The organism is Halarchaeum grantii, from assembly GCF_014647455.2.
Taxonomy (GTDB): domain Archaea; phylum Halobacteriota; class Halobacteria; order Halobacteriales; family Halobacteriaceae; genus Halarchaeum; species Halarchaeum grantii.
Window position 1 is genome coordinate 650,895 of record NZ_BMPF01000001.1, and the last position, 17,139, is coordinate 668,033.

28 protein-coding genes are annotated in these 17,139 nt (G+C 63.2%); 13 read left to right on the plus strand and 15 right to left on the minus strand.

Annotated elements, in window-relative coordinates:
• Positions 1-19: 19 nt before the first annotated feature.
• From IEY12_RS03415 to IEY12_RS03450, 8 genes are all read left to right on the plus strand, one after another.
• On the plus strand, positions 20-253 hold the full coding sequence (locus IEY12_RS03415) for a hypothetical protein (protein WP_188878832.1): 234 nt from the start codon (positions 20-22) through the stop codon (positions 251-253).
• A gap of 74 nt (positions 254-327) precedes the next feature.
• On the plus strand, positions 328-1,782 hold the full coding sequence (locus tag IEY12_RS03420; protein ID WP_188878837.1) for an Env/VP5 family phage fusion protein: 1,455 nt from the start codon (positions 328-330) through the stop codon (positions 1,780-1,782).
• A gap of 2 nt (positions 1,783-1,784) precedes the next feature.
• A complete protein-coding gene (locus IEY12_RS03425) occupies positions 1,785-2,003 on the plus strand; it encodes a hypothetical protein (protein ID WP_188878845.1) in 219 nt (72 codons plus the stop codon).
• Positions 2,004-2,065: 62 nt separating this feature from the next.
• On the plus strand, positions 2,066-2,605 hold the full coding sequence (locus tag IEY12_RS03430) for a DUF8063 family protein (RefSeq protein ID WP_188878851.1): 540 nt from the start codon (positions 2,066-2,068) through the stop codon (positions 2,603-2,605).
• A 2-nt stretch (positions 2,606-2,607) separates the two neighbouring features.
• Positions 2,608-3,396 (plus strand): hypothetical protein, encoded by a 789-nt coding sequence (locus IEY12_RS03435; protein WP_188878859.1) that lies wholly within the window; start codon positions 2,608-2,610, stop codon positions 3,394-3,396.
• Positions 3,389-4,561 (plus strand): ATP-binding protein, encoded by a 1,173-nt coding sequence (locus IEY12_RS03440; RefSeq protein ID WP_229870896.1) that lies wholly within the window; start codon positions 3,389-3,391, stop codon positions 4,559-4,561. Before IEY12_RS03435 ends, IEY12_RS03440 begins: the two co-directional genes overlap by 8 nt.
• A 185-nt stretch (positions 4,562-4,746) precedes the next feature.
• The gene (locus IEY12_RS03445) at positions 4,747-5,142 is read left to right on the plus strand and encodes a PD-(D/E)XK family putative nuclease (RefSeq protein WP_188878872.1); all 396 of its coding nucleotides are present in this window, start codon (positions 4,747-4,749) and stop codon (positions 5,140-5,142) included.
• 58 nt (positions 5,143-5,200) lie between these two features.
• Complete coding sequence (locus IEY12_RS03450; RefSeq protein ID WP_193718046.1) at positions 5,201-6,028, plus strand: hypothetical protein; 828 nt, start codon at positions 5,201-5,203, stop codon at positions 6,026-6,028.
• A gap of 20 nt (positions 6,029-6,048) precedes the next feature.
• Here IEY12_RS03450 and IEY12_RS03455 read toward each other — a convergent pair whose 3' ends face one another.
• Entirely contained in the window at positions 6,049-6,309 is a 261-nt protein-coding gene (locus IEY12_RS03455) for a DUF7692 domain-containing protein (RefSeq protein ID WP_188880374.1), read from the minus strand.
• 269 nt (positions 6,310-6,578) lie between these two features.
• On the opposite strand from IEY12_RS03455, the gene IEY12_RS03460 reads away from it, so the two are divergent.
• Complete coding sequence (locus IEY12_RS03460; RefSeq protein WP_188878876.1) at positions 6,579-7,709, plus strand: restriction endonuclease; 1,131 nt, start codon at positions 6,579-6,581, stop codon at positions 7,707-7,709.
• 288 nt (positions 7,710-7,997) lie between these two features.
• Here the strand turns inward: IEY12_RS03460 and IEY12_RS03465 are convergent, their stop codons facing one another.
• The 9 genes from IEY12_RS03465 to IEY12_RS03505 all read right to left on the minus strand — a co-directional run bounded on the left by IEY12_RS03465 (position 7,998) and on the right by IEY12_RS03505 (position 13,899).
• On the minus strand, positions 7,998-9,695 hold the full coding sequence (locus IEY12_RS03465; protein WP_188878882.1) for a DUF7845 domain-containing protein: 1,698 nt from the start codon (positions 9,693-9,695) through the stop codon (positions 7,998-8,000).
• Positions 9,692-10,189, minus strand: a complete 498-nt coding sequence (locus IEY12_RS03470) for a DUF488 domain-containing protein (RefSeq protein WP_188878884.1) — start codon at positions 10,187-10,189, stop codon at positions 9,692-9,694. Before IEY12_RS03470 ends, IEY12_RS03465 begins: the two co-directional genes overlap by 4 nt.
• Complete coding sequence (locus tag IEY12_RS03475; RefSeq protein ID WP_188878899.1) at positions 10,186-10,455, minus strand: hypothetical protein; 270 nt, start codon at positions 10,453-10,455, stop codon at positions 10,186-10,188. Before IEY12_RS03475 ends, IEY12_RS03470 begins: the two co-directional genes overlap by 4 nt.
• The gene (locus IEY12_RS03480) at positions 10,452-10,724 is read right to left on the minus strand and encodes a hypothetical protein (protein ID WP_188878902.1); all 273 of its coding nucleotides are present in this window, start codon (positions 10,722-10,724) and stop codon (positions 10,452-10,454) included. Before IEY12_RS03480 ends, IEY12_RS03475 begins: the two co-directional genes overlap by 4 nt.
• Positions 10,721-10,960, minus strand: coding sequence for a hypothetical protein (locus IEY12_RS03485; RefSeq protein WP_188878905.1), 240 nt, complete (start codon positions 10,958-10,960; stop codon positions 10,721-10,723). The genes IEY12_RS03480 and IEY12_RS03485 overlap by 4 nt, the downstream gene beginning before the upstream one ends.
• A 183-nt stretch (positions 10,961-11,143) precedes the next feature.
• Positions 11,144-12,325 (minus strand): tyrosine-type recombinase/integrase, encoded by a 1,182-nt coding sequence (locus IEY12_RS03490; RefSeq protein ID WP_229870898.1) that lies wholly within the window; start codon positions 12,323-12,325, stop codon positions 11,144-11,146.
• Positions 12,322-13,230 (minus strand): deazapurine DNA modification protein DpdA family protein, encoded by a 909-nt coding sequence (locus tag IEY12_RS03495; RefSeq protein WP_188878907.1) that lies wholly within the window; start codon positions 13,228-13,230, stop codon positions 12,322-12,324. The genes IEY12_RS03490 and IEY12_RS03495 overlap by 4 nt, the downstream gene beginning before the upstream one ends.
• The gene (locus IEY12_RS03500; RefSeq protein WP_188878909.1) at positions 13,227-13,415 is read right to left on the minus strand and encodes a hypothetical protein; all 189 of its coding nucleotides are present in this window, start codon (positions 13,413-13,415) and stop codon (positions 13,227-13,229) included. Before IEY12_RS03500 ends, IEY12_RS03495 begins: the two co-directional genes overlap by 4 nt.
• Positions 13,408-13,899, minus strand: a complete 492-nt coding sequence (locus tag IEY12_RS03505; protein ID WP_188878912.1) for a hypothetical protein — start codon at positions 13,897-13,899, stop codon at positions 13,408-13,410. The genes IEY12_RS03500 and IEY12_RS03505 overlap by 8 nt, the downstream gene beginning before the upstream one ends.
• 40 nt (positions 13,900-13,939) lie before the next feature.
• Here IEY12_RS03505 and IEY12_RS03510 point away from each other — a divergent pair, with 40 nt between their 5' ends.
• Positions 13,940-14,131: a hypothetical protein gene (locus tag IEY12_RS03510; protein ID WP_188878914.1), complete on the plus strand. Its 192-nt coding sequence runs from the start codon at positions 13,940-13,942 to the stop codon at positions 14,129-14,131.
• On the opposite strand, the gene IEY12_RS15830 is transcribed toward IEY12_RS03510, so the two are convergent.
• Genes IEY12_RS15830 through IEY12_RS03525 form a run of 4 tightly spaced genes read right to left on the minus strand, consistent with a single transcriptional unit; the run spans position 14,121 to position 15,185 of the window.
• Positions 14,121-14,249: a hypothetical protein gene (locus tag IEY12_RS15830; protein WP_268245995.1), complete on the minus strand. Its 129-nt coding sequence runs from the start codon at positions 14,247-14,249 to the stop codon at positions 14,121-14,123. The two genes, IEY12_RS03510 and IEY12_RS15830, sit on opposite strands and share 11 nt — an antisense overlap.
• Entirely contained in the window at positions 14,246-14,494 is a 249-nt protein-coding gene (locus tag IEY12_RS03515; protein WP_188878920.1) for a hypothetical protein, read from the minus strand. Before IEY12_RS03515 ends, IEY12_RS15830 begins: the two co-directional genes overlap by 4 nt.
• A complete protein-coding gene (locus tag IEY12_RS03520; RefSeq protein WP_188878922.1) occupies positions 14,491-14,841 on the minus strand; it encodes a hypothetical protein in 351 nt (116 codons plus the stop codon). The genes IEY12_RS03515 and IEY12_RS03520 overlap by 4 nt, the downstream gene beginning before the upstream one ends.
• A complete protein-coding gene (locus tag IEY12_RS03525; RefSeq protein ID WP_188878924.1) occupies positions 14,838-15,185 on the minus strand; it encodes a hypothetical protein in 348 nt (115 codons plus the stop codon). Before IEY12_RS03525 ends, IEY12_RS03520 begins: the two co-directional genes overlap by 4 nt.
• Before the next feature lie 99 nt (positions 15,186-15,284).
• On the opposite strand from IEY12_RS03525, the gene IEY12_RS03530 reads away from it, so the two are divergent.
• The gene (locus tag IEY12_RS03530; protein WP_188878929.1) at positions 15,285-15,548 is read left to right on the plus strand and encodes a hypothetical protein; all 264 of its coding nucleotides are present in this window, start codon (positions 15,285-15,287) and stop codon (positions 15,546-15,548) included.
• Between the two features lie 2 nt (positions 15,549-15,550).
• Here IEY12_RS03530 and IEY12_RS03535 read toward each other — a convergent pair whose 3' ends face one another.
• Positions 15,551-15,826 carry a hypothetical protein gene (locus IEY12_RS03535; protein ID WP_188878931.1) on the minus strand — a complete coding sequence of 92 codons (276 nt, stop codon included), beginning with the start codon at positions 15,824-15,826 and terminating at the stop codon, positions 15,551-15,553.
• Positions 15,827-16,158: 332 nt separating this feature from the next.
• Between IEY12_RS03535 and IEY12_RS03540 the strand changes: the two genes are divergently transcribed.
• A complete protein-coding gene (locus IEY12_RS03540) occupies positions 16,159-16,416 on the plus strand; it encodes a helix-turn-helix domain-containing protein (protein WP_188878933.1) in 258 nt (85 codons plus the stop codon).
• Positions 16,413-17,042: a hypothetical protein gene (locus IEY12_RS03545; RefSeq protein ID WP_188878935.1), complete on the plus strand. Its 630-nt coding sequence runs from the start codon at positions 16,413-16,415 to the stop codon at positions 17,040-17,042. The genes IEY12_RS03540 and IEY12_RS03545 overlap by 4 nt, the downstream gene beginning before the upstream one ends.
• Positions 17,043-17,139: the final 97 nt, after the last annotated feature.

The window sequence follows — 17,139 nt, forward strand, 5'->3', positions numbered from 1 at the left end:
CGCTTCCGGGGGTGGGGCTGTGACCGACACCGACCCGGACCCGACGCTGTGGGAGGGCGCACTCGCCAGCGGCGTGCTTCTCGTCGTCGTCGCCATCGTCGGCGAGCCCGAGGGCGTCGCGCTCCTCCCCATCGCCTGCGTCGCCTGGGTCCGCGCCGACCACGGCCGCACCACCCACGAAGACGTCCGCGCGGACAGCGGCCGTCACGACATCGGCGGCCTCACCGCCGCCGAGGTGGGTGATGGCCTGTGACGCGGTCGCTTCCGCGCCGGCTGGCGGCGGTCGCACTCGTTGTGCTGCTCGTTTCCTCGAGTGTCGCCGCGCCCGTGGCCGGTGCGACTGACTCCGACTCCGGGGAGTGCTCTCCGCTCTCCGCAATCGTCGCTTACGCGACCGGGAACCCTGCGGGCGGCATCGCTGCCGCCTCCGGCTGCTTGGCCGGCTCGACCACTGACGACGTCGAAGCCGTCACAAACGCCGAGGACAACCAGACTGCACTCCAACTCTATCAGGCCGCAAGTGCACAGGCCGCCGCTGACGACCAGTTCCTCGCGCAAGGCGCTAACTACGCCAACGACACCCGACACGCCGCGTGGAGTCGCGCTGAGATTGCCTACTACAAGGCTATCCAGAACGGCTCGGTCAAGGAGGTCGCTCGCGAGAAGGCCATGCGTGCCATCGAGGACTACTACACTCAGCGCCAGATGACCCTCGCACAGCACTGGGAGGTGCAGGCGCACGCCGCCTACGCCCTCCATCAGCGCGCCGTCAACGAATCTGGCGTTGCCGACGATCTCGTGACGATTCGGCCGCTCGGCGACCCGGTGAGTGACGCCTACTCGCCCCAGACTGGCCCGCCCAAGTGGAACCTCACCACGAACGTCACCTACCTGAACGGCTCCACGACGGCCCTCTACAGCTTCGGGGGTGTCGACCAGTACGACTCCGGCGGCAGCAACCCCATCAAGTACCCGACCGTCGTTCGCTCGATCGACGGCTCTGACGGGGTCCCGAGTAGCCAAGGTAAATACACCAGAATCGTCGTGAACTCGCCGAGCGGCTCCGACATCAACCAGTTCACGTACTTCAACACGACGGCGTACTCGACGACGTGGAACAGATACAGCGCCCTCGCGTCGGACCTGAAAGGCGAGTTCTCCACTTACGCCAACAACACCTATCCGGCCATCGAGGACGGCCGCCTGAACGCCTCGCAGGTCCTCTCAACCGAAACCCGGATGTTCAACCTGGGGACGCAGGCCGCCGACTCCGGGTCGCTCTACGACTCGGTCGCCGCGCTCGCCCAACTCGGCCTCGCGACACCGAACCTGAACGGCACGGGCACCATGACCGTCTACTACGAGAACCGGCAGTATCACGGCCTCCTCCTCGCACCGCAGGTGCCAAACGGCACGTGGACCGCCAACACCACCTATAACGGGAGCGCCCCGCCGCTCGACGACTCGGCGCTCCTCGCCACCACCACCGGCGAGACGGTCCACCTCACTGGGGAGTTCCGCGTCGGCGCGATCTCTAACCAGAACGGCGGCTCTCTCAACTCGGTGAACGCCACGCGGGCGCAGTATCAGACGACGAACGTCACCACACTCCTCGAGCAAATCAACGACACTCAGCGACTCATCGCGCAGGCCGAAGCACGGCAGGCGGCCGGCGGCGGTGGTGGCTCCGGCTCCGGTGGCGGGGGCGGCGGCTCTATCGCGGTCGTCGGCGGCCTGGCTGTACTCGCGCTTGGTATCGTCATCGTCTTGCAGAGGGACTGACGATGGCCCGGCCGCTTCTCTCCATCGTGCTCGCGCTCGTCGCGGTCGGTCTCGGCGCGGCGGCTCTCGGGATGTACACCGGCTGGTTCGACATCGGCGCCATCCTCAGCGACGCTGTCGTGCAGACGCTCGGCGGCCTGCTTGACGCCGTCGTCTCGACCGTCGAGGGCGCCGTGCAGTGGTTCATCGACGAACTCGCGAACGCCCTTAATCCGGTCTAACCCACCGGTAGCCGTCCCGTGGTCGGCACCCGCGCCGGTTCGACTCCGGCGGGCGGCTCTCTATGAATCGTCGTACCCTCCTCGCTGTGCTCCTCGTCGCGACCGTCGCGGTCGGCGGCGCCGGCGTCGCGAGCGCAGCCGGGAACAACTCCACGACCGCGACGCCGGTCGCCGACGGCGGCCATCCCGTCGCCGTCGACGGCGTCCTCTCCGTCACCGGCTGGGAGTACGAAGACGGGCGGATGAACGTCACCCTCCGCGCCTCACAGTACAAGAGCGTCACCCTCGCTGCCTCCGCAGAAGCGAACGGACGGGTCGCACAGGCCGCCTACCGGCAGGTCGTTCTCCAACGCGGCGACACCACGACCGTCTCCCTCCCGGCTGACCGCGTCGATGGGGCCGCCTCTGTCTCCGTGACGACTGGCGCCTGCATCGCGAGCGGGTCGTGTCCGACGATCTACTCCGACGACAACACGGGGCCGTGGCTCACTGGCGGCTCCGAAGTCGGCTGGCTCGGCGGCGCCGGTGTCGCGCTCGCCTCCTGCTTCGGCATCGGCTGGTGGACGCTCCGCCGTGGCACCGAGGAGCCGGAGGTCGCCTAACGATGGTGCGCGCGACCTTCCAGGACTGGCGCGACCGTCTCACCTTCCTCGCCTCCAAGAGTCCCCTCCTCTTCGCGTTCGTCCTCGCGATCGCACTCGCCGCCATCGGCGCTACCGCGTGGCTCTTCACCGCCGGCGGCGTCGATGTGCCCGCGTGGGGCTGGTCGCTCATCGGTGGCAGTCTCGTCCTCACTCCAATCACAATTCCGAGCGCCTACGCGCTCGCCCGGTGGCTTCGTCGCCGCCGTCAGGTCACCGTCTACCTCTGCAACGCCGAGAATCACGCCACGAACGACGGTCCGGCACAGGAGAAGTTCTACGTCCCGCCCGAGCTATGGAGCGAGAAGGAAATCGGCCGGTGGACGCCCACACCCATCAACGGCGGCGCCGCGTGGCAAGTCCGCGAATTCGACTGGGATGAGGATACCGGGACGCTGTTCGTCGAGGGCACGCCGCTCCCGGCCGTCAACGACGACCGCATGTTCACCTGGGAGAACTACGTCGAGGACATCTACAACGACCTTCTCGACCGCCACCGCGCGCTCTCCCGCGCCCGCGACCGTACGAGCAAGATGGCCGCCGACGTCCAAGAAGCGACGGTGAACGCGAGCGCCGAAGCCCGTGAGCGCGGCCAGATGCTCGACGCCGACGCCACCAAGGACGCTTGGGAGGACGCCACCGAGGACGTCGACGAACTCGCCGACCTCGACGATCTCCCCGAGATCGACGACTACATCGACACCGCCGAAGCCGACACCGACGACACCGACGAAACCCCCGACCATGAGTGACGAAAACGCTACCCAAGACCTCTACACGCCCGCGCAGTCCCGCGAGCACCTCGACGGCTACGGCATCCGCGACCCACTCGCCCATCCGAACAGCGCCATCGTCGAAGACCAACTGGTTGACCGCTATCTCGCCGTCCTCCAGAACGTCTACGACCCCACCACCGCCGAGCGCCCCGATGTCCTTCCTGGCCGCGCCGAGCAGCTCGAGGAAGTCCGCCGAATCGCCGCCGTCTCCGCGACCGAACGCCACCGTGAGGCACTCGCCGACGGCGATATGCAGACGCTCAAGCACCTCACCGGCCAGCAGGACCAGCGCGCCGACGTGAGCGGAATGAAGGCCATCGGAAAGATCGACCAACTCATCAACGGTCCCGCGCCCATCCTCGTCATCATCGGCGAGCCCGGCGCTGGCAAGACGAACTTCGCGTGCATGCTCGCCCAGCGCTTCGTCGACGACAATCCCGGGACGCTCGTCGCCAGTAACGTCCGCACACTCCGCGAAACGACCGGCTGGACCGACAAGAAGGGGAACGAACGCGACGGCTGGACCGGTGGCTTCCCCGAGTTCAAAGAGTGGCTCCGCCACGAAGGCAACCCGACGCGGAACGAACAGACCCCGAAGCTCGGCCTCCTCGATGAACTCTCCTCGCACGCCGGCGGGAGCGGGAAAGCCGGCCAACTCACCCGCAAGTACATGGGCCCACTCGTCTTCAAGGTTCGCAAGTTCGGCGGCGCGCTCATCGTCATCGCCCACGACGAGGCATCCATCCACCCGCTCCTGACACGGCTCGGCCTCGTCATCAAGAAGACCTCGAAGAAGAAGGCCGTCGTCTACGACCGCATCGTCAACGGACGACCGAAGGGCAAACGCTTCGAGGTCGAGGGTATCCCGCCGACCGACTGGCGCTACGACGACAAGGAGGAGACCGATTGGTACTGGCAGAACGAGGAAGCCGAAGATGACGGTTCTGGCCTCGATGAAACCGACGTGAAACAGGTCGCGGCATGGACGATGGTCACGTGCCGGAATGCCGGTCTGTCCACCCGCCAAATCGCCGAGTACGTGCCGTATGGGAAGTCTACCGTCGGGAACTGGCTCGACGACATCGACGACGGCGGCGAAAAGGCTGATTGGGTGGACACCGTAGATGCCATAATCGCATGATGGCGTCGTGGTGTCCACCTGTCCACGTCCGCCGTCCCCCCTTTACTATAGTGGGGTCCTGCCACGTGTCGCGTCACTCTGGCGAGCGACGCGAGCCACCACCCCACGCGCTCGGCGGCCGGCCCGGTTTATATATAAGACGCGCGCGACGCGAACGCGTGGCTTCTATAAGGACAGAATAAGCGATGGGCTCGAAAAACTCGAAGCGCGCGAACCGGTATGGGACGCTCGCCGAGAAACGGATGGCCGAGAAATGGCGTCTCCAACGCGACGGCGTCCACACCTACTGGCGGGACGCCATCGACGCGGATGGGACGCCGTGGGAGCTGAAGGCGGCGGTCGTCGAAACCGCGAGTGGTCGGCCCGGTCGCTTCCGTGTCCGCGAGCACGCTCACGACCAGCTCCTCGACGCCGGTGGCTGGTACGGCTTCGCCGTCTACCGCCGCGTCGGGCGCGGGATTCGCGTCCTTCGCTACCGGGCACTCCCGGCCGCGCGCCTCCCCGTCTCCGCGTGGTACGGCGCGAGCGAGGACGGCGACGAGCACGACCACACTAAAATTGCGCCTCAGGAGGTTATATAGAGATCCCGGCGGAGGGACTATTTACTATCGGATACAGTTACTCAAGAGACAGATGCCTATGGACCAATTCATCACAAAGAAACAGATTGGCAAAGAGAGCCAAAATGACGAGGAAACAGTCTTAGAGCTCTACGAACTTGCCGATGAGTTAATTGAGTCACTAGAAGAAGGATATAGAGAGGGCCGTCTCGATGGGATGAACATTTCTGATACAGTTGATGGTCAAGGATCACTTCTGATAAATCAGTTTGATATGATGGACTACCTCTGCAAACTGGCACGGCAAAGTGAGCTAGAGATTTGCTATTCTAGTGATTTGTCTGTGCTTTCTGGACACATTTCTCTTCTAAGGACCGCGATAGACGTTCTCGCTATCAACAATCCGGATGTGGAGGGACTAGGGATATTGGAATATTTCGGTGTAGAGGAGGAGAACCACTCTAGGTTGGACATCTCAGTAGACGGCGGTAATGATCTCCTCGCTTTCTACACATTATCTGAGGAATTGCTTAAGGGGCACTGCGAGAGGTTAGTTGTTCAAGAATTGATTGGTCCAGCGGAGGGTGAGCGAGAATCCACCACGAAATGGGTTAATAGTAGCTTATCCCATGACCAGCGCTGTCAGTTACTCCGCTACTCAGGTGTTCTAAGTGATGAGACTGCAGGGGAGATACATCGATTGAGTCAGATAAGAAACGTCTTGGTTCATCAATTGGATGGCCGTCTCTTTCTCGATTCAAACCAATTAGCAGAGAGCGAACAATTGGCCTCTGATATGGTATTCAGCACATTAGAACTGGTCGGGCATCTAGGCTATGAGACGGGAAATCCATTCCCGGTTGGATTTCTAATGGAGCGTTTCGTTCCAGAAGGATATACAGGCTAATTTGGAGTACAATAGCCCATTTACTCCGTTTCACAGACTGAAGCTGTCGCCCGTTGAAATTCGACGTTAATATTTCGAATGCTTACCTTTTCGGCGATCTTCTCAGCTTCACTCGGTGGGATGTCGGCCTCGGCGAGCGCATTCTCTAACTGCGGCACCAGACGGCCAGCGAGGTCGCACGATTTCACGACGGCGTCGGTCTTGTTCACTCCCCAGAAGTCGGCGGCGTCCTCAATGACGTCCTTGCGGTGTGCGTAGTCGCCGTCCGTTCGGATTCGCATGCTCGTACACACGACGCGCAGAACCTAGATATCTGCGGTGACTCGAACGTTCTGAGTATAAGTAGTGCGCTGGGCCTCGGTACCGCTCGCGGGGTGGTGCCGCGAGAAGCTGCCCGTAACCCGGGTCGTCGTGCACACGATCACCGCCGAACACGCAGGGCTCGTGTGCATATTCGGAAGAACGGGATTCCGGACGCGTGAGTCCGTGGGGAGAATCAATGTGAGAGATAGTTTCATGAGAAGTGAGTTGTGAGTAGTGAATAACAGTCATGGCGTCGGCAGAAGAACTGCGGGAGCATTTTGATGAAATCGCTGAAATCACAGATAGAAGTGGTTCTAGCCGTAGCCAGCCAGACTTTAACCGGGCGATACCAGGTCTAATCGAGTCACTAGGGTATGACAGAGATAAGTTGTTTTTTGATGTTACTTACGAACCCGAGCGCGACTCTGGCTTCGTCCGCTGGGTAAATGCCGCCATCAAGCAAGACGTCACATCACCAATATGGATGACTATATCGACTAATTTTAATTTTTCTCATGGTGAGGAAGAATCGTTTAGTTGGCCAGGACATAGGGGATATCAAGCACATATTGATAAACAAACCTTAGAAGAGATCTCTGACCAGACGGACGCACAGTATTCTGTATTGATCTCAAACCACCGTATCGCGTATTATAATGGGTTTGATTTTAGAGGATTTTCTTTTGAGGATCTGACTGCTGAAGCCGTACGGGAGATATTTGGTGACTTGCGTGCTCCAGAAAGCCTGCCTCAAAGCGAGGAGGAGTCAAGGGAAGATAGGTTAGAGATATTTCACAAGACGGAATTTCGACGAACAAATAGTGACCTCAAAATCTCAATCGAGACTGACCATTATTCGCTAGATCTACAGAAGTTCTGGAATGAGTTAGAGGCGGTTCGGTCTGCAGAGTCACCCATCGAGAAGGGGAACTCATTAGAAAGGTTATCCCACTCTATTTTCGATGGGTTCCCATTCATACAGATTAGAGGGCAGAACGTTCGAACCTCGTCCGCAGAAATAGATTTGATTCTGGAATATCAGCCGCCTTCGGGAGGAACACTGTTTGATGACTTTGGAAGATATATTCTTGTAGAATGTAAGAACTGGCAGAGGTCTGTAGGTGCAGATACAGTTCGTGATTTCAAGGGGAAGGCCGATTCAGCAAAAGTCGATCTTGGAATAATTGTCGCGTCAAATGGGATTTCCGGTGAGAGCGGGAAAGACGCTGTAGATGAGCTAAACCAGTACTATCAACGTGATGACCTCACAATAATTGTTATCGACGAATCCGATTTAGAGACGATAATCCGAGGCAATTCACTATATGAGATTATCGACGAAAAAATATTCAACCGCAGATTTAGGAGGATAGTCTAATCTCCTCGTCAAGAATATAGTGATTTTCGCGCGCCCCGCAGGGCGGGGCTGTCGCGTCGCGGGGCGGTGCCCGCGCCGAAGGCGCGGGGTACCTTGGTTTTGTGCCCTTAGGCACACCCGTAAGGGGGTATTGGACACCCCCGGTGTAGCGCGCCCGGTGGGCGCGACCGCGCTCGGCGTGCTCGTCGAGCCGGCGAACGCACGCACCACTCGTGAAACCCGTTGTTACTCACGTGGAAGCACCGAAAAGAAGGGTTCTGGAGAGTGTTGCCACTGGCCGCCGGCCGCCTACCCGAGCCAGTAGCTGGCGGCCGAGCCGCGATTCCCGAGGTCGATGTGGGCCATACGGTAGGTGGCGGGGTCGCGGCCGGCGTCCGTCCACAGCTCGTAGCCGCGCTGGATTCGTCGGCGAATCTCGCGCGCCGGGAGGTCGCCGTCGAGTCGGAGGCGCATCCGGGCGTCCTCGCGGTTCGTCACGTCGACGTCGTGCTTCGCCGCCCACGCGACGAACGCGCTCGCCGACTCCTCGGCGCCCCGGCGGTTCGCTTCTGCCGCCTTCGCGACCGTCGCGAGTCCGCGCTGGCCCGCGTCACGCGCCTGGCGCACCGCGTCGACGACGAGTTCCGCGACGTGGGGGGACTCGAAGGCGATCTTCTCGCGAGCGCGGTTGAGGAACCCGTCGAGGCGCTGTAGCGCGCGGTACACGCTTCCGAGCGGTCGGTCGTTCTCCTCGGCGATGTCCGCCGGCGCGACTTCCCCGCCGTCACTCGCGAGCGTCTCCGCGATCTCCCACTCGACGGGTGAGAACCCGCCGTCGGCGAGGTGGCGAACGACCACGGATTCCTGCTCGTCGCGAATCCGCGCGAAGTCGAGACGTACCGGGTCCGGGCCGCGCTCGCTCACCTCCGGCGTCCAGTAGGCGTCTTCGACGAACGGCCCGCGACCACCCGGCCCGTCGCCGTCGTCGTCCTCGCGGTCGCTCGGTGCGACGTCGAGGCCGGCCTCGGCGAGCGCCGACAAGACCACGCGGTCGAGCTCGCGCTGGAGCTGGGTGACTCCCTCGTCGTCCCACCGAAGCGTGTAGTCGGCGGGCATCCGCGACACCTGGTAGGACGCGCCGAGTTTCGGGTGCGCGGTCGGCTTCCGTGGGTCGGTGCCGACGGCCTCGCGCGCGTAGTAGTGCTTGCACTCGATGGCGAGTTCGTGGCCGGGGAAGGCCTCGGCGACGCGCTTCGGGCCGAGCGTCACGGTGTGGTAGTAACCGGGGCGGTTCCGGCCGCGCTCGTCGTCGTCGTTCTGCACGACCTTCCGGTAGCCGGTGCGGTCGTTTTCGAGGAGGTGGCCCATGCGCGCGAGCGGGCCGTCGCGGCCGTGGATGGGGCCGGACTCGCCCTTGTAGACGCGGACGTAGCGCTCGGCGTCCTGGATGTTGCTCGTCTCGTGGGGGCCGTAGCCGTCCTCTCCGGGCACGCCGCCGAAGTGCGCGGGGTTCACGCCGAACGCGGTGACGGCGTGGCGCAGGAGCGGGAAGTAGCGTCGCGGGTCGATGTTCGCCCCGGAGACGCGGACGTTCAGCCCGTCACCGAGCGAGTCCGGCGTCGGGATGTCGGTGAGGTCGCCGTTGGTCTTCTCGGCCTTCTGGTGGCGCCAGCGCGGGCGGACGTGTGCGCTGAAGCGCTGGCGGCCCTCGCGCTCGACGGCGGGCTCGGCGACGGGGTCCTCGTCCGGGTGGCGTTTGATGGTGAGGCGCCACTCCCGAATCGTCTCGAACTCCACCGCCGTCCCGTCCGGTGTCTCGCCGTCGGTCGGCGGCAGGAGGTTCCCCTCCTGATAGGAGAGCGTCGCGAGCCATCGCTCGCCGCTCTCCGTGAACTCACGCGTCGTCTCCTCGGGGTCGAAGGCCGATTCCAGCGCGAACCAACCTTCGAGCCCGCTGAAGTTCAGGTTCCCCGCGACTTCGTGCCACCCCGGCGTGACCGCCTTCACGCCTCGTCACCTCCGAAGGTGGTGAGAGAGGTGTCACGCGGCTCGGGCTCAGGGACGAACGGCTCGGGATGGTGTTCGACGGCGACGTCGCCGAGCGGCTCGACGAGAACGTCGGCGAGGACGCGCCGGTGACACCACTGTGGATTCTTCTCCCAGCACGCGAGTGTGAGTGTCTCACCGTCGCGAAGGCGATTTCGGAGCTTCGACAGCGCGCGGTTCGCGCCGGCGTAGTTCTGTAGACGGCGTCGATACCGCGCCTCGAAGCTCACACTCTCCCAGGCTATCTTCGCGGGAAGAGGCTCGCCGTCGGTCTCGGCGGCGTCCTCGACGCGCTTGTAGGCGGTGAGGAGCGACTCGGGCGGTGCGAGCGCGGCGACGTTGCGGTCGGTGACGTCGTCGATAAAGTCGTGGGGACGGCGAACAACCGCGAGGACGGCGTCAGTCTCGACGTCGAGGCCGGCGAGACCGCCGAAGTAGGTCGTGTGGACCGTCATGCGCGACCACCCTCGTGTCCGAAGGTCGTGCGGGCGTGGTCGTCGGACTTCTCGACAGACAGGTTCGTCGGGCGGTTGTCGTACTTGACGCCGCTCTCGTGGTGAACGTGGTACTCACCAGCGGAGAAGACGAGATACGGGCTCGCGCCGTCGGCGATGGCGAGCAGCTGGTGAACGTAGACGTAGCGCTCGCGCTTCTGCTCGGGGTCCCACGCGCGCCATCGCTCGTAGCCGTCCGCCCGGGTTTCGAGGCGCGCGGGCGTCACGGCAACCACCCCGCGTTGCGAACCGCGCGCTGAATCGCGGGCTTCGCGCTCGGCGCGTAGATCGCGGTCTTCACCTCACCGTCGCGGACGGGCATCACGACGCGCGTCGTCGGGTCGTACCGCGCACGCTCACCGCGTAGCCACGCACCGCCCGGAATCTCGTGGCCCTGCCGCCACGCGTCCTCGATGGCCGGCGTCAGGTCGATCCGGTCCGCCCGCTTCAGGAACTTCTCGCGGGCGTGCTCGGAGACCGAGACGGTGACGCTCACAGCGCGTCACCCCACAGGTCGCGACACGACGCACACAGCGGCACGCGCTCGGCGTCCGGACGGTTGGGTAGGTAGACACGCCGAACGTCGTGGCCGTCGCCGTCTGCGCCACACACCTCGCACGCGTCGCCCTTCGGTGCGCGTTCCGCGAGCGACGCCCAGTAGCCTTCTCGCTGTGCCTGCGGGCCGTAGCCGTCGGCGCGGAGACGAGACGCACGAACGAACTCGCGCGTCATCGCGAAACCCCCAAATTACGCGTAGCTAGAGGTTGAGGTTTCGGTTCAGAACGTGCAAAATGGAACGCTGGCGCTTCTACGTCTACTTGTGTAGAAGCAACGAAAGTGAAAGTGGGACCGTTGAGGTGCGCGCTTCGCGACTGAGCGATACTCCGGAGAGTCGCGTCGGTGATGAAGTGGGCGTCATTCGTCGTCCTCGTCGAGTCGGTCGAGTAGGTCACGGCGCCCGGCGGCGCGCGTCAGATGCTCGGGTTGGTCGTAGACGTCGATCTCCGTCGTGTTCGCTTTCGCCTCCAGGTCGCGACGCGGCCAGCCGCGATCACGGTGCCACGTGAACGAGCCCGTTCGGATCTTATGCGGACTCCGCGCGGACGGGCACTTGTTCCCGTAGCCGTGCTCGCGCGCCTCGCACGTCTCCGGATCGCGGTCGTGTGGACACTCGTCGCCGAACTCGCACGGCTGCGTGAGCACGTACATCCAGTTCCGAATCGCCGACTTCGAGAGTCGACCATCGCCCTTCTGTGAGGAGAGAAGCGGCGAGCGACCGTGCTCGTCCTCGATGTCCGCGCGGTTCACGCGTAGGTAGTCGGCGACGATCTCGCCGACCTCGTCAGCGAGGTTGATGACACGCTCGCCCTCGACGCCGTTCTTCAATCGCGTGCCGGTTGCGGGCCGATTCCGAGGGAAGACGAACGGGGTCTCCGCACGCTCGAGCATCTTCTCGACGACGCTCGGCGCGTAGCCCTCCTCCTCGTAGTCACGGCGCAGTCGCTTGAGGTCGGCCTCCTCCAGGTAGACGTCCTGGACGTCGAGTGAATGGAGCGCGCCGAGCCGCATCGTCGTCCGCCAGAACAGCAGGAAAGTGACGTGCTCGCGGGTCGCGTACCGATAGCGCTTCAGGTTTTCGAGGATGGTCTCCGCGCGCTCGATCGGGAGTTTCTCCGTGTTGATGCGCTCCTCCTTCGTCGGACTCGGAACATCGAGAGCGTCCGGGACGTCCGAGGTGACGGCGTCGAGATCCTCGCAGTACTCGAGGAAACGCTGGAGTGTCCCCCACTCGTTCTTCCGCGTGCTCACGTCGAGGCCGTCCGAGATACGCCCCGACTCGTAGGCCTTCATGTGCCGTGTCGTCAGGTCGTTCAGGTTCTCGATATCGTGCGCCGCGCAGAACCGGAGGAAATGAACCGTCCGATCACGGTAGGAGCGAATCGTCGAGTCCGAGCGGTCGTCGAGGCGCGCGAGCCACTCTTCGCGAGCAGCTTCCGGAGACATCGGTTCGAGGTCGGCCTCCGGGTCGAGGCGTGCCTCGAGCTCGTCGAGGCGCTCGATGACATCCGCCGCGTCCGCGCCATCGTTCTCACTCACTCGGACCCCTCCATGTCCGCAGATCGTTCGGTGTCCGAACCTGCTGAACAATTCCCACCGTCCGTCGCGACGAGTGTCGTTTGGGTGCTCCGGTCGTCGTGCAGCGACTCGGACCCCATCGTTCGGAGGAGATCGTGTCGCCAGTTGAGATAGGAGCGAGCGGAGTCACGCCACGAGAATGATTCGCCGTCCGAGCGCGTCTTTGGGACGCGACTCTCGGCCCAATCGTAGGCCGCAGAATCCACGCTGTCGAGTGCATCGACTACCTCACGGAACCGGAGAACTGAGCCTTTGACGCCGAAAGCGTGGAGTTTCACGGACGCCGGGATAGCGTCTCGAACTGCGAGCACCACGTCGGCTATGTCTTCGTCGGCGTTGCGTCGGCAGACGCTGCCAATCGCGAGATAATCGGTCATGACGCCGTGGTCGCGGAGCGCGTCTAAGTGGTCGAGGTACTGCTCTCGTGTCCACCCCTGAACGACGGAAACCGCATTATCGGCGAGTGAGTGGCCGTCTACTTTGTCGTAGAGCCGGATGTGATGTTCGAGCGTACGCTCTTGCTGTTCTTCGACGGTCCGGCCGAGGGAGCGAAGTAAGTCGGGCTCGCAGGGATAGTCTCGGAGTGCATATAAATCGGGCCTGTGTTTAAGTAGGTACCTGAGGTACTCCTCGTCGCTTTCTGCGTACTCGCCCGCTCCAGCCTGCATATGGTGGTAGCCGCCGGAATCGACGAACAGTTCGTAGTCCCCTTCCCACGGCACGTTATTCGCCGTTGCGTGGGAGATCATCACGGCGTCCGGGTCGAGACGGCGGAGCGCCGATCTCTGTTGACCGCTCGCCGCGCCAGCGAAGAACGTCGGGCGTTCGATGTCGCTGTCCTGCTTAACGATCTCGTCCTCGGTCACGAGTCGCTCACCTCCTGCTCGATTACCTTGACATGGCGACAATGGTCGCACTCCCAGACGATCGCGTCGTCCGTCTCCTTCTCGCGCGTCCACGTCGTCTCGAACGGCTCGGGAGCATCCGGATCCTCAGCGGTCTCCCGGCCGCACGTCCAACAGCCGTTCGGGCGTTCGGCGTCGTCAGTCATCGTTACGGCCCTCCGTTCCGGATGCGTCTCGGATGCGCTCGAGGACGACTTCGTCCTCGCCAGCGCCGTCCGCGACCGCTTCGAGCACCTCGGGGTAGCGGTCTTCGCGGCCGAGCACGAGAACGCGGTCGTCCGTCGTGAGCCACGCGACGCCGTCGTCGGCGAGATCGTCGACCTGCGCCTGCGTGAGCTTCACCACGTCGGCGTCCATCTGGTCGTCTCCGTCGTCGCGCATCGCCAGCTGCTCGGCGTTCCGGCGCGCGTGCACGTCGTCGTCGCGCGACTCGCCGTCGCGCAGCGTCGCCTGCTCCGGCTCGTACTCCTCGCCACCGTCGGCGACCAAGCGTGGCGCGTCGCCGCCGGAGTCGTCGTCCTCGTCGGGCGAGGCCTCGCCGCAGCCCGGATGGTCGAGGAGGTTGTCGAAGGTCTCGAAGTCACGGTCACAGCGGTTACAGTGGTACTGAGCGGTGTCGGGTCCGATCATGGTGGGAAGGGTTGAACTGCTGGCAGTCGAAGAGCGATACATGAGTGACGAGTTGGAGTTCCACGGGACGCGGAAGGCACGTGAGACGTCCTCGGGCGCCGTCGACATCCGGATCCCTGGGGACGCACTGGCGGAGTCGGACATCGAGCCCGAAACGGACGTGATGGTCGCGACGCTCGACGGGCGCGTCATCCTGCTGTCTGAGGACGACGTGCGCGGGCTCATCGAGTAGCCTCCTCGCGAGCGCGGTCGCGCAGGGCGGCGTCGACCGCTTCGTTCGTTTCGCGGACGGCGCGCTCGAGGCGGGCGCGCTCTTCGTCGGTGAGGTCGTCCAGGTCGGGCGCGGTCATGCCTGCCCTCCGACGTCGTCGGGGTCGGCGGCGAGCAGGCGCGAGGCGAGCGAGCCCGAGCTTGGGGCGCTCGTGCTCTTGGGCGGGCGCCACTCTGCTTCGCTGGCGCGCTCGCCACACTCGCGGCAGTACCAGTGTTCGCCGCGCTCGTTCTCGCGTTTGGAGAGGCCTGCGCGCCCGCAGTGCGGGCACGCCGGCACGTTCCCCTCGCGGGAGAGTTCGATGCGGTCCGCGCGGGGCTTCATCGCTCCACCTCGCTGGTCAGGTCGAGATCGACGACGACGGTCCCGGGTGCGTAGCGGAGCGTCCCGATGCAGGGCGCGGGACTGTCGCGGCCATCCTCTTCGGGGAGCGCGTCGAGGCCGTCGACGTCCTCGACGACGCTCGCCTCGATCCACTTCGTCGTCGACTCGTAGTCGGTCTGCTCGGGGATGCCGAGCGCCTCGACCGTCGGGTAGTTGACGTCGAAGGTGACGAAGACGCCCGTCTCGCTCACTCCGGCGTCGATGTTCGACGAGTAGTGCGCGTAGACGCGCGACGTCTCGAGGTCCACCGCGTCGAACGGCGAGCCCGACTCGGAATCGGCGCTCACACCGACTCACCTCCGGCCATGTTCTTCCGAACACGCTTCTCGACGCGGTCGCCGATGGCCTCTCGAAGATCGCGGGAGAAGTGGGCGTGTTCGTCGAGTTGTGCCAGTACTTCCTCGCGAACTGATTCCGGTGTCACCTCGCCGCGTCGAATCTCGACGATCTCGGCGTCGACACTGACCTCCTCGATGACATCGTAGATCCCCTGGAAGACGGCGGTGTGCGTGCCGCGCGTCGGATCCTCGCCGTTCGCGACGAAGTACGCATGGAACCCCATGTCGCCCTCGAGGATGGCTTCGAGGTCGTCGTTCTCTTCCTCGAAGCGGTCGGCCGTCGCCTTCAGCATCTCGAACCAACTACGGTCGACATCCTCGCCGCCGTCGGTGACGAGGCACGGTGTCTCGTCCGAGGGTTCTTTACTGCGGCCGGGTGCACTCTCAGGCGTATGAGCGAGACGTGTGCGGTCTGCGGCGAGCGGGAGTCGATGGACGAAATCTCGGTGACGCACGACTGGATGCACTACCTCCACGACGAACGCGGGCTCGAGTATCCCGCCATCAACTACCATATCCCCGTCTGCTCGGATTGCTACACGCGTGCCGACCGACTCCGGAGTGGGGGATATTCGGCGGCGACGCCGAGTGAGAGTGAGGACCTCCGCGATCTCCTCGATGGCCTCCACCTCGACCATCTCGTCGATCGAATGTAGCGTCATTTCGCCCCCTCCGTGAAGAGGAGCCAGACGCCGAAGCTCCCGTCCTCCTTCTTGTCGACGCGGCTGATGAAGAGGCCGTGTTTCTGCCGTACCTGGTAGATGCAGTCCGTGGTGTTGAACTCGGGGAAGTCGACGAAAATCCCGCGCGGGCTGTCGCTCGGTCGGGCCTCGACGCTCCGCACGGCGTCGACCGCTTCGAGGTCGTCGCGCGCCGCCTCAACCTCCTCGATGTCCGGCACGCGATGCATCGTCGTCTCGCCGCCGTCGGTCACTAACCGCCTCGATTCGCCGTCGTCTGCGGGGCCTTCAAGACCCCCGATAGCGTTGTCGTACATGGCTTTCGTGCCTGATTCACGAGGGCCCACGCGAACCGGCGCCACCAACGCCGGGTTCGCATTTTGCTGCCGTGAAACGGAACCCGCCGAGCGACGGGTTCGCGAAGAGTCCTCGTTATCAACAACCCTGTGGACAGGACACTTAATTCTTCTCCACAACTCTGTTGATATGGGGAGCAGTTTTGTTACTGAACAGGAGGACGGGAAAATAGTATTACGAGCGGGAGAGACGGTATTGTATCTTGGCCCGGCTGAATCTCGCCTCATGGATGACTCGCGTTGACCTCGATATTCTGGAAACGCTCCAGAATGAGGGGAACGACGAGCTCGTTCTGACGCCGGGAGTGATCGCAGAGAACACCCACTGGGGCCGTAACACGGTGCGAAAACACCTGATACTGCTCCGCAACCACAGCCTCGTCGAATACTACGACGAAGACCGCTCTCTCTACCAGCTCTCAGATCGCGGCCGCGCGTGGCTCCGTGGCGATCTCCCGACCGAGGAGCTTGAGGACGACGATGAATGAGTAAGGACGAACCTGACGTAGACGAGGAGAGCCGTGATGAGTCGGACGTCGAGGCGCTCCGGCTCACGCTGGAGGAGTCACGGCAAGTGATGGACCACCAGATCGCGCTCTTCGACGAAATCGACGATAAGGCGATGCGGTCTGTTCGGACGGCCGTCATCGTGGTCGGATTCGTCGTCTCTGCGTTCGGAATTGCAGGACCCGGTGCGATTACACAGCTCGGGATATCTGCCCTCGGCTTTGGCGTGATGGGAGTCCTCTTCCTTCTCGTAACGATCTTCGCGGGTATCGGGACGTACACCGTATCGGATATCCCGTACGGAATCGGGCCCTCGTATCGCGATGAAGTTCGGAGAGGATACTCGGAGCGGGAATGGATACACGAACTGTTAGAGGGATACGACGAGTGGTCAGAATACCTCGAAGAGGAAGAAGCCCGGAACCGCCGGTATCTCGACGTGACGCAGTTCTCGTTGTTTACTGGATCTGGTATGCTGTCTCTTTCAGCTGGTGTCCTGATCCTCCGTGCAGTAACTGACCTCTCCTCGCCCGTAGCAGCTACAACCCTAGTGATTGCGCTTTCCGTTTTACTGCCCCTCTTAAGGCGGTATGGTTGGGGCGAATAGGACAGTGGCGACAACTTATTATGGTGCAACCTATAGTTGTCTCTGTCATGGTAAAGTCCGAGAAAACCGGCCGAGAACTTGAGCCTCAGCGCGGCCA

Coding starts and splice junctions, on each gene's coding strand:
- IEY12_RS03455 (WP_188880374.1), bottom strand. CDS start 6,309: ATGCGAATCCGAACGGACGGCGACTACGCACACCGCAAGGACGTCATT.
- IEY12_RS03540 (WP_188878933.1), top strand. CDS start 16,159: ATGACTCGCGTTGACCTCGATATTCTGGAAACGCTCCAGAATGAGGGG.
- IEY12_RS03460 (WP_188878876.1), top strand. CDS start 6,579: ATGGCGTCGGCAGAAGAACTGCGGGAGCATTTTGATGAAATCGCTGAA.
- IEY12_RS03445 (WP_188878872.1), top strand. CDS start 4,747: ATGGGCTCGAAAAACTCGAAGCGCGCGAACCGGTATGGGACGCTCGCC.
- IEY12_RS03510 (WP_188878914.1), top strand. CDS start 13,940: ATGAGTGACGAGTTGGAGTTCCACGGGACGCGGAAGGCACGTGAGACG.
- IEY12_RS15830 (WP_268245995.1), bottom strand. CDS start 14,249: ATGACCGCGCCCGACCTGGACGACCTCACCGACGAAGAGCGCGCCCGC.
- IEY12_RS03450 (WP_193718046.1), top strand. CDS start 5,201: ATGGACCAATTCATCACAAAGAAACAGATTGGCAAAGAGAGCCAAAAT.
- IEY12_RS03515 (WP_188878920.1), bottom strand. CDS start 14,494: ATGAAGCCCCGCGCGGACCGCATCGAACTCTCCCGCGAGGGGAACGTG.
- IEY12_RS03505 (WP_188878912.1), bottom strand. CDS start 13,899: ATGATCGGACCCGACACCGCTCAGTACCACTGTAACCGCTGTGACCGT.
- IEY12_RS03470 (WP_188878884.1), bottom strand. CDS start 10,189: ATGACGGTCCACACGACCTACTTCGGCGGTCTCGCCGGCCTCGACGTC.
- IEY12_RS03425 (WP_188878845.1), top strand. CDS start 1,785: ATGGCCCGGCCGCTTCTCTCCATCGTGCTCGCGCTCGTCGCGGTCGGT.
- IEY12_RS03525 (WP_188878924.1), bottom strand. CDS start 15,185: ATGCTGAAGGCGACGGCCGACCGCTTCGAGGAAGAGAACGACGACCTC.
- IEY12_RS03530 (WP_188878929.1), top strand. CDS start 15,285: ATGAGCGAGACGTGTGCGGTCTGCGGCGAGCGGGAGTCGATGGACGAA.
- IEY12_RS03500 (WP_188878909.1), bottom strand. CDS start 13,415: ATGACTGACGACGCCGAACGCCCGAACGGCTGTTGGACGTGCGGCCGG.
- IEY12_RS03435 (WP_188878859.1), top strand. CDS start 2,608: ATGGTGCGCGCGACCTTCCAGGACTGGCGCGACCGTCTCACCTTCCTC.
- IEY12_RS03440 (WP_229870896.1), top strand. CDS start 3,389: ATGAGTGACGAAAACGCTACCCAAGACCTCTACACGCCCGCGCAGTCC.
- IEY12_RS03430 (WP_188878851.1), top strand. CDS start 2,066: ATGAATCGTCGTACCCTCCTCGCTGTGCTCCTCGTCGCGACCGTCGCG.
- IEY12_RS03545 (WP_188878935.1), top strand. CDS start 16,413: ATGAGTAAGGACGAACCTGACGTAGACGAGGAGAGCCGTGATGAGTCG.
- IEY12_RS03485 (WP_188878905.1), bottom strand. CDS start 10,960: ATGACGCGCGAGTTCGTTCGTGCGTCTCGTCTCCGCGCCGACGGCTAC.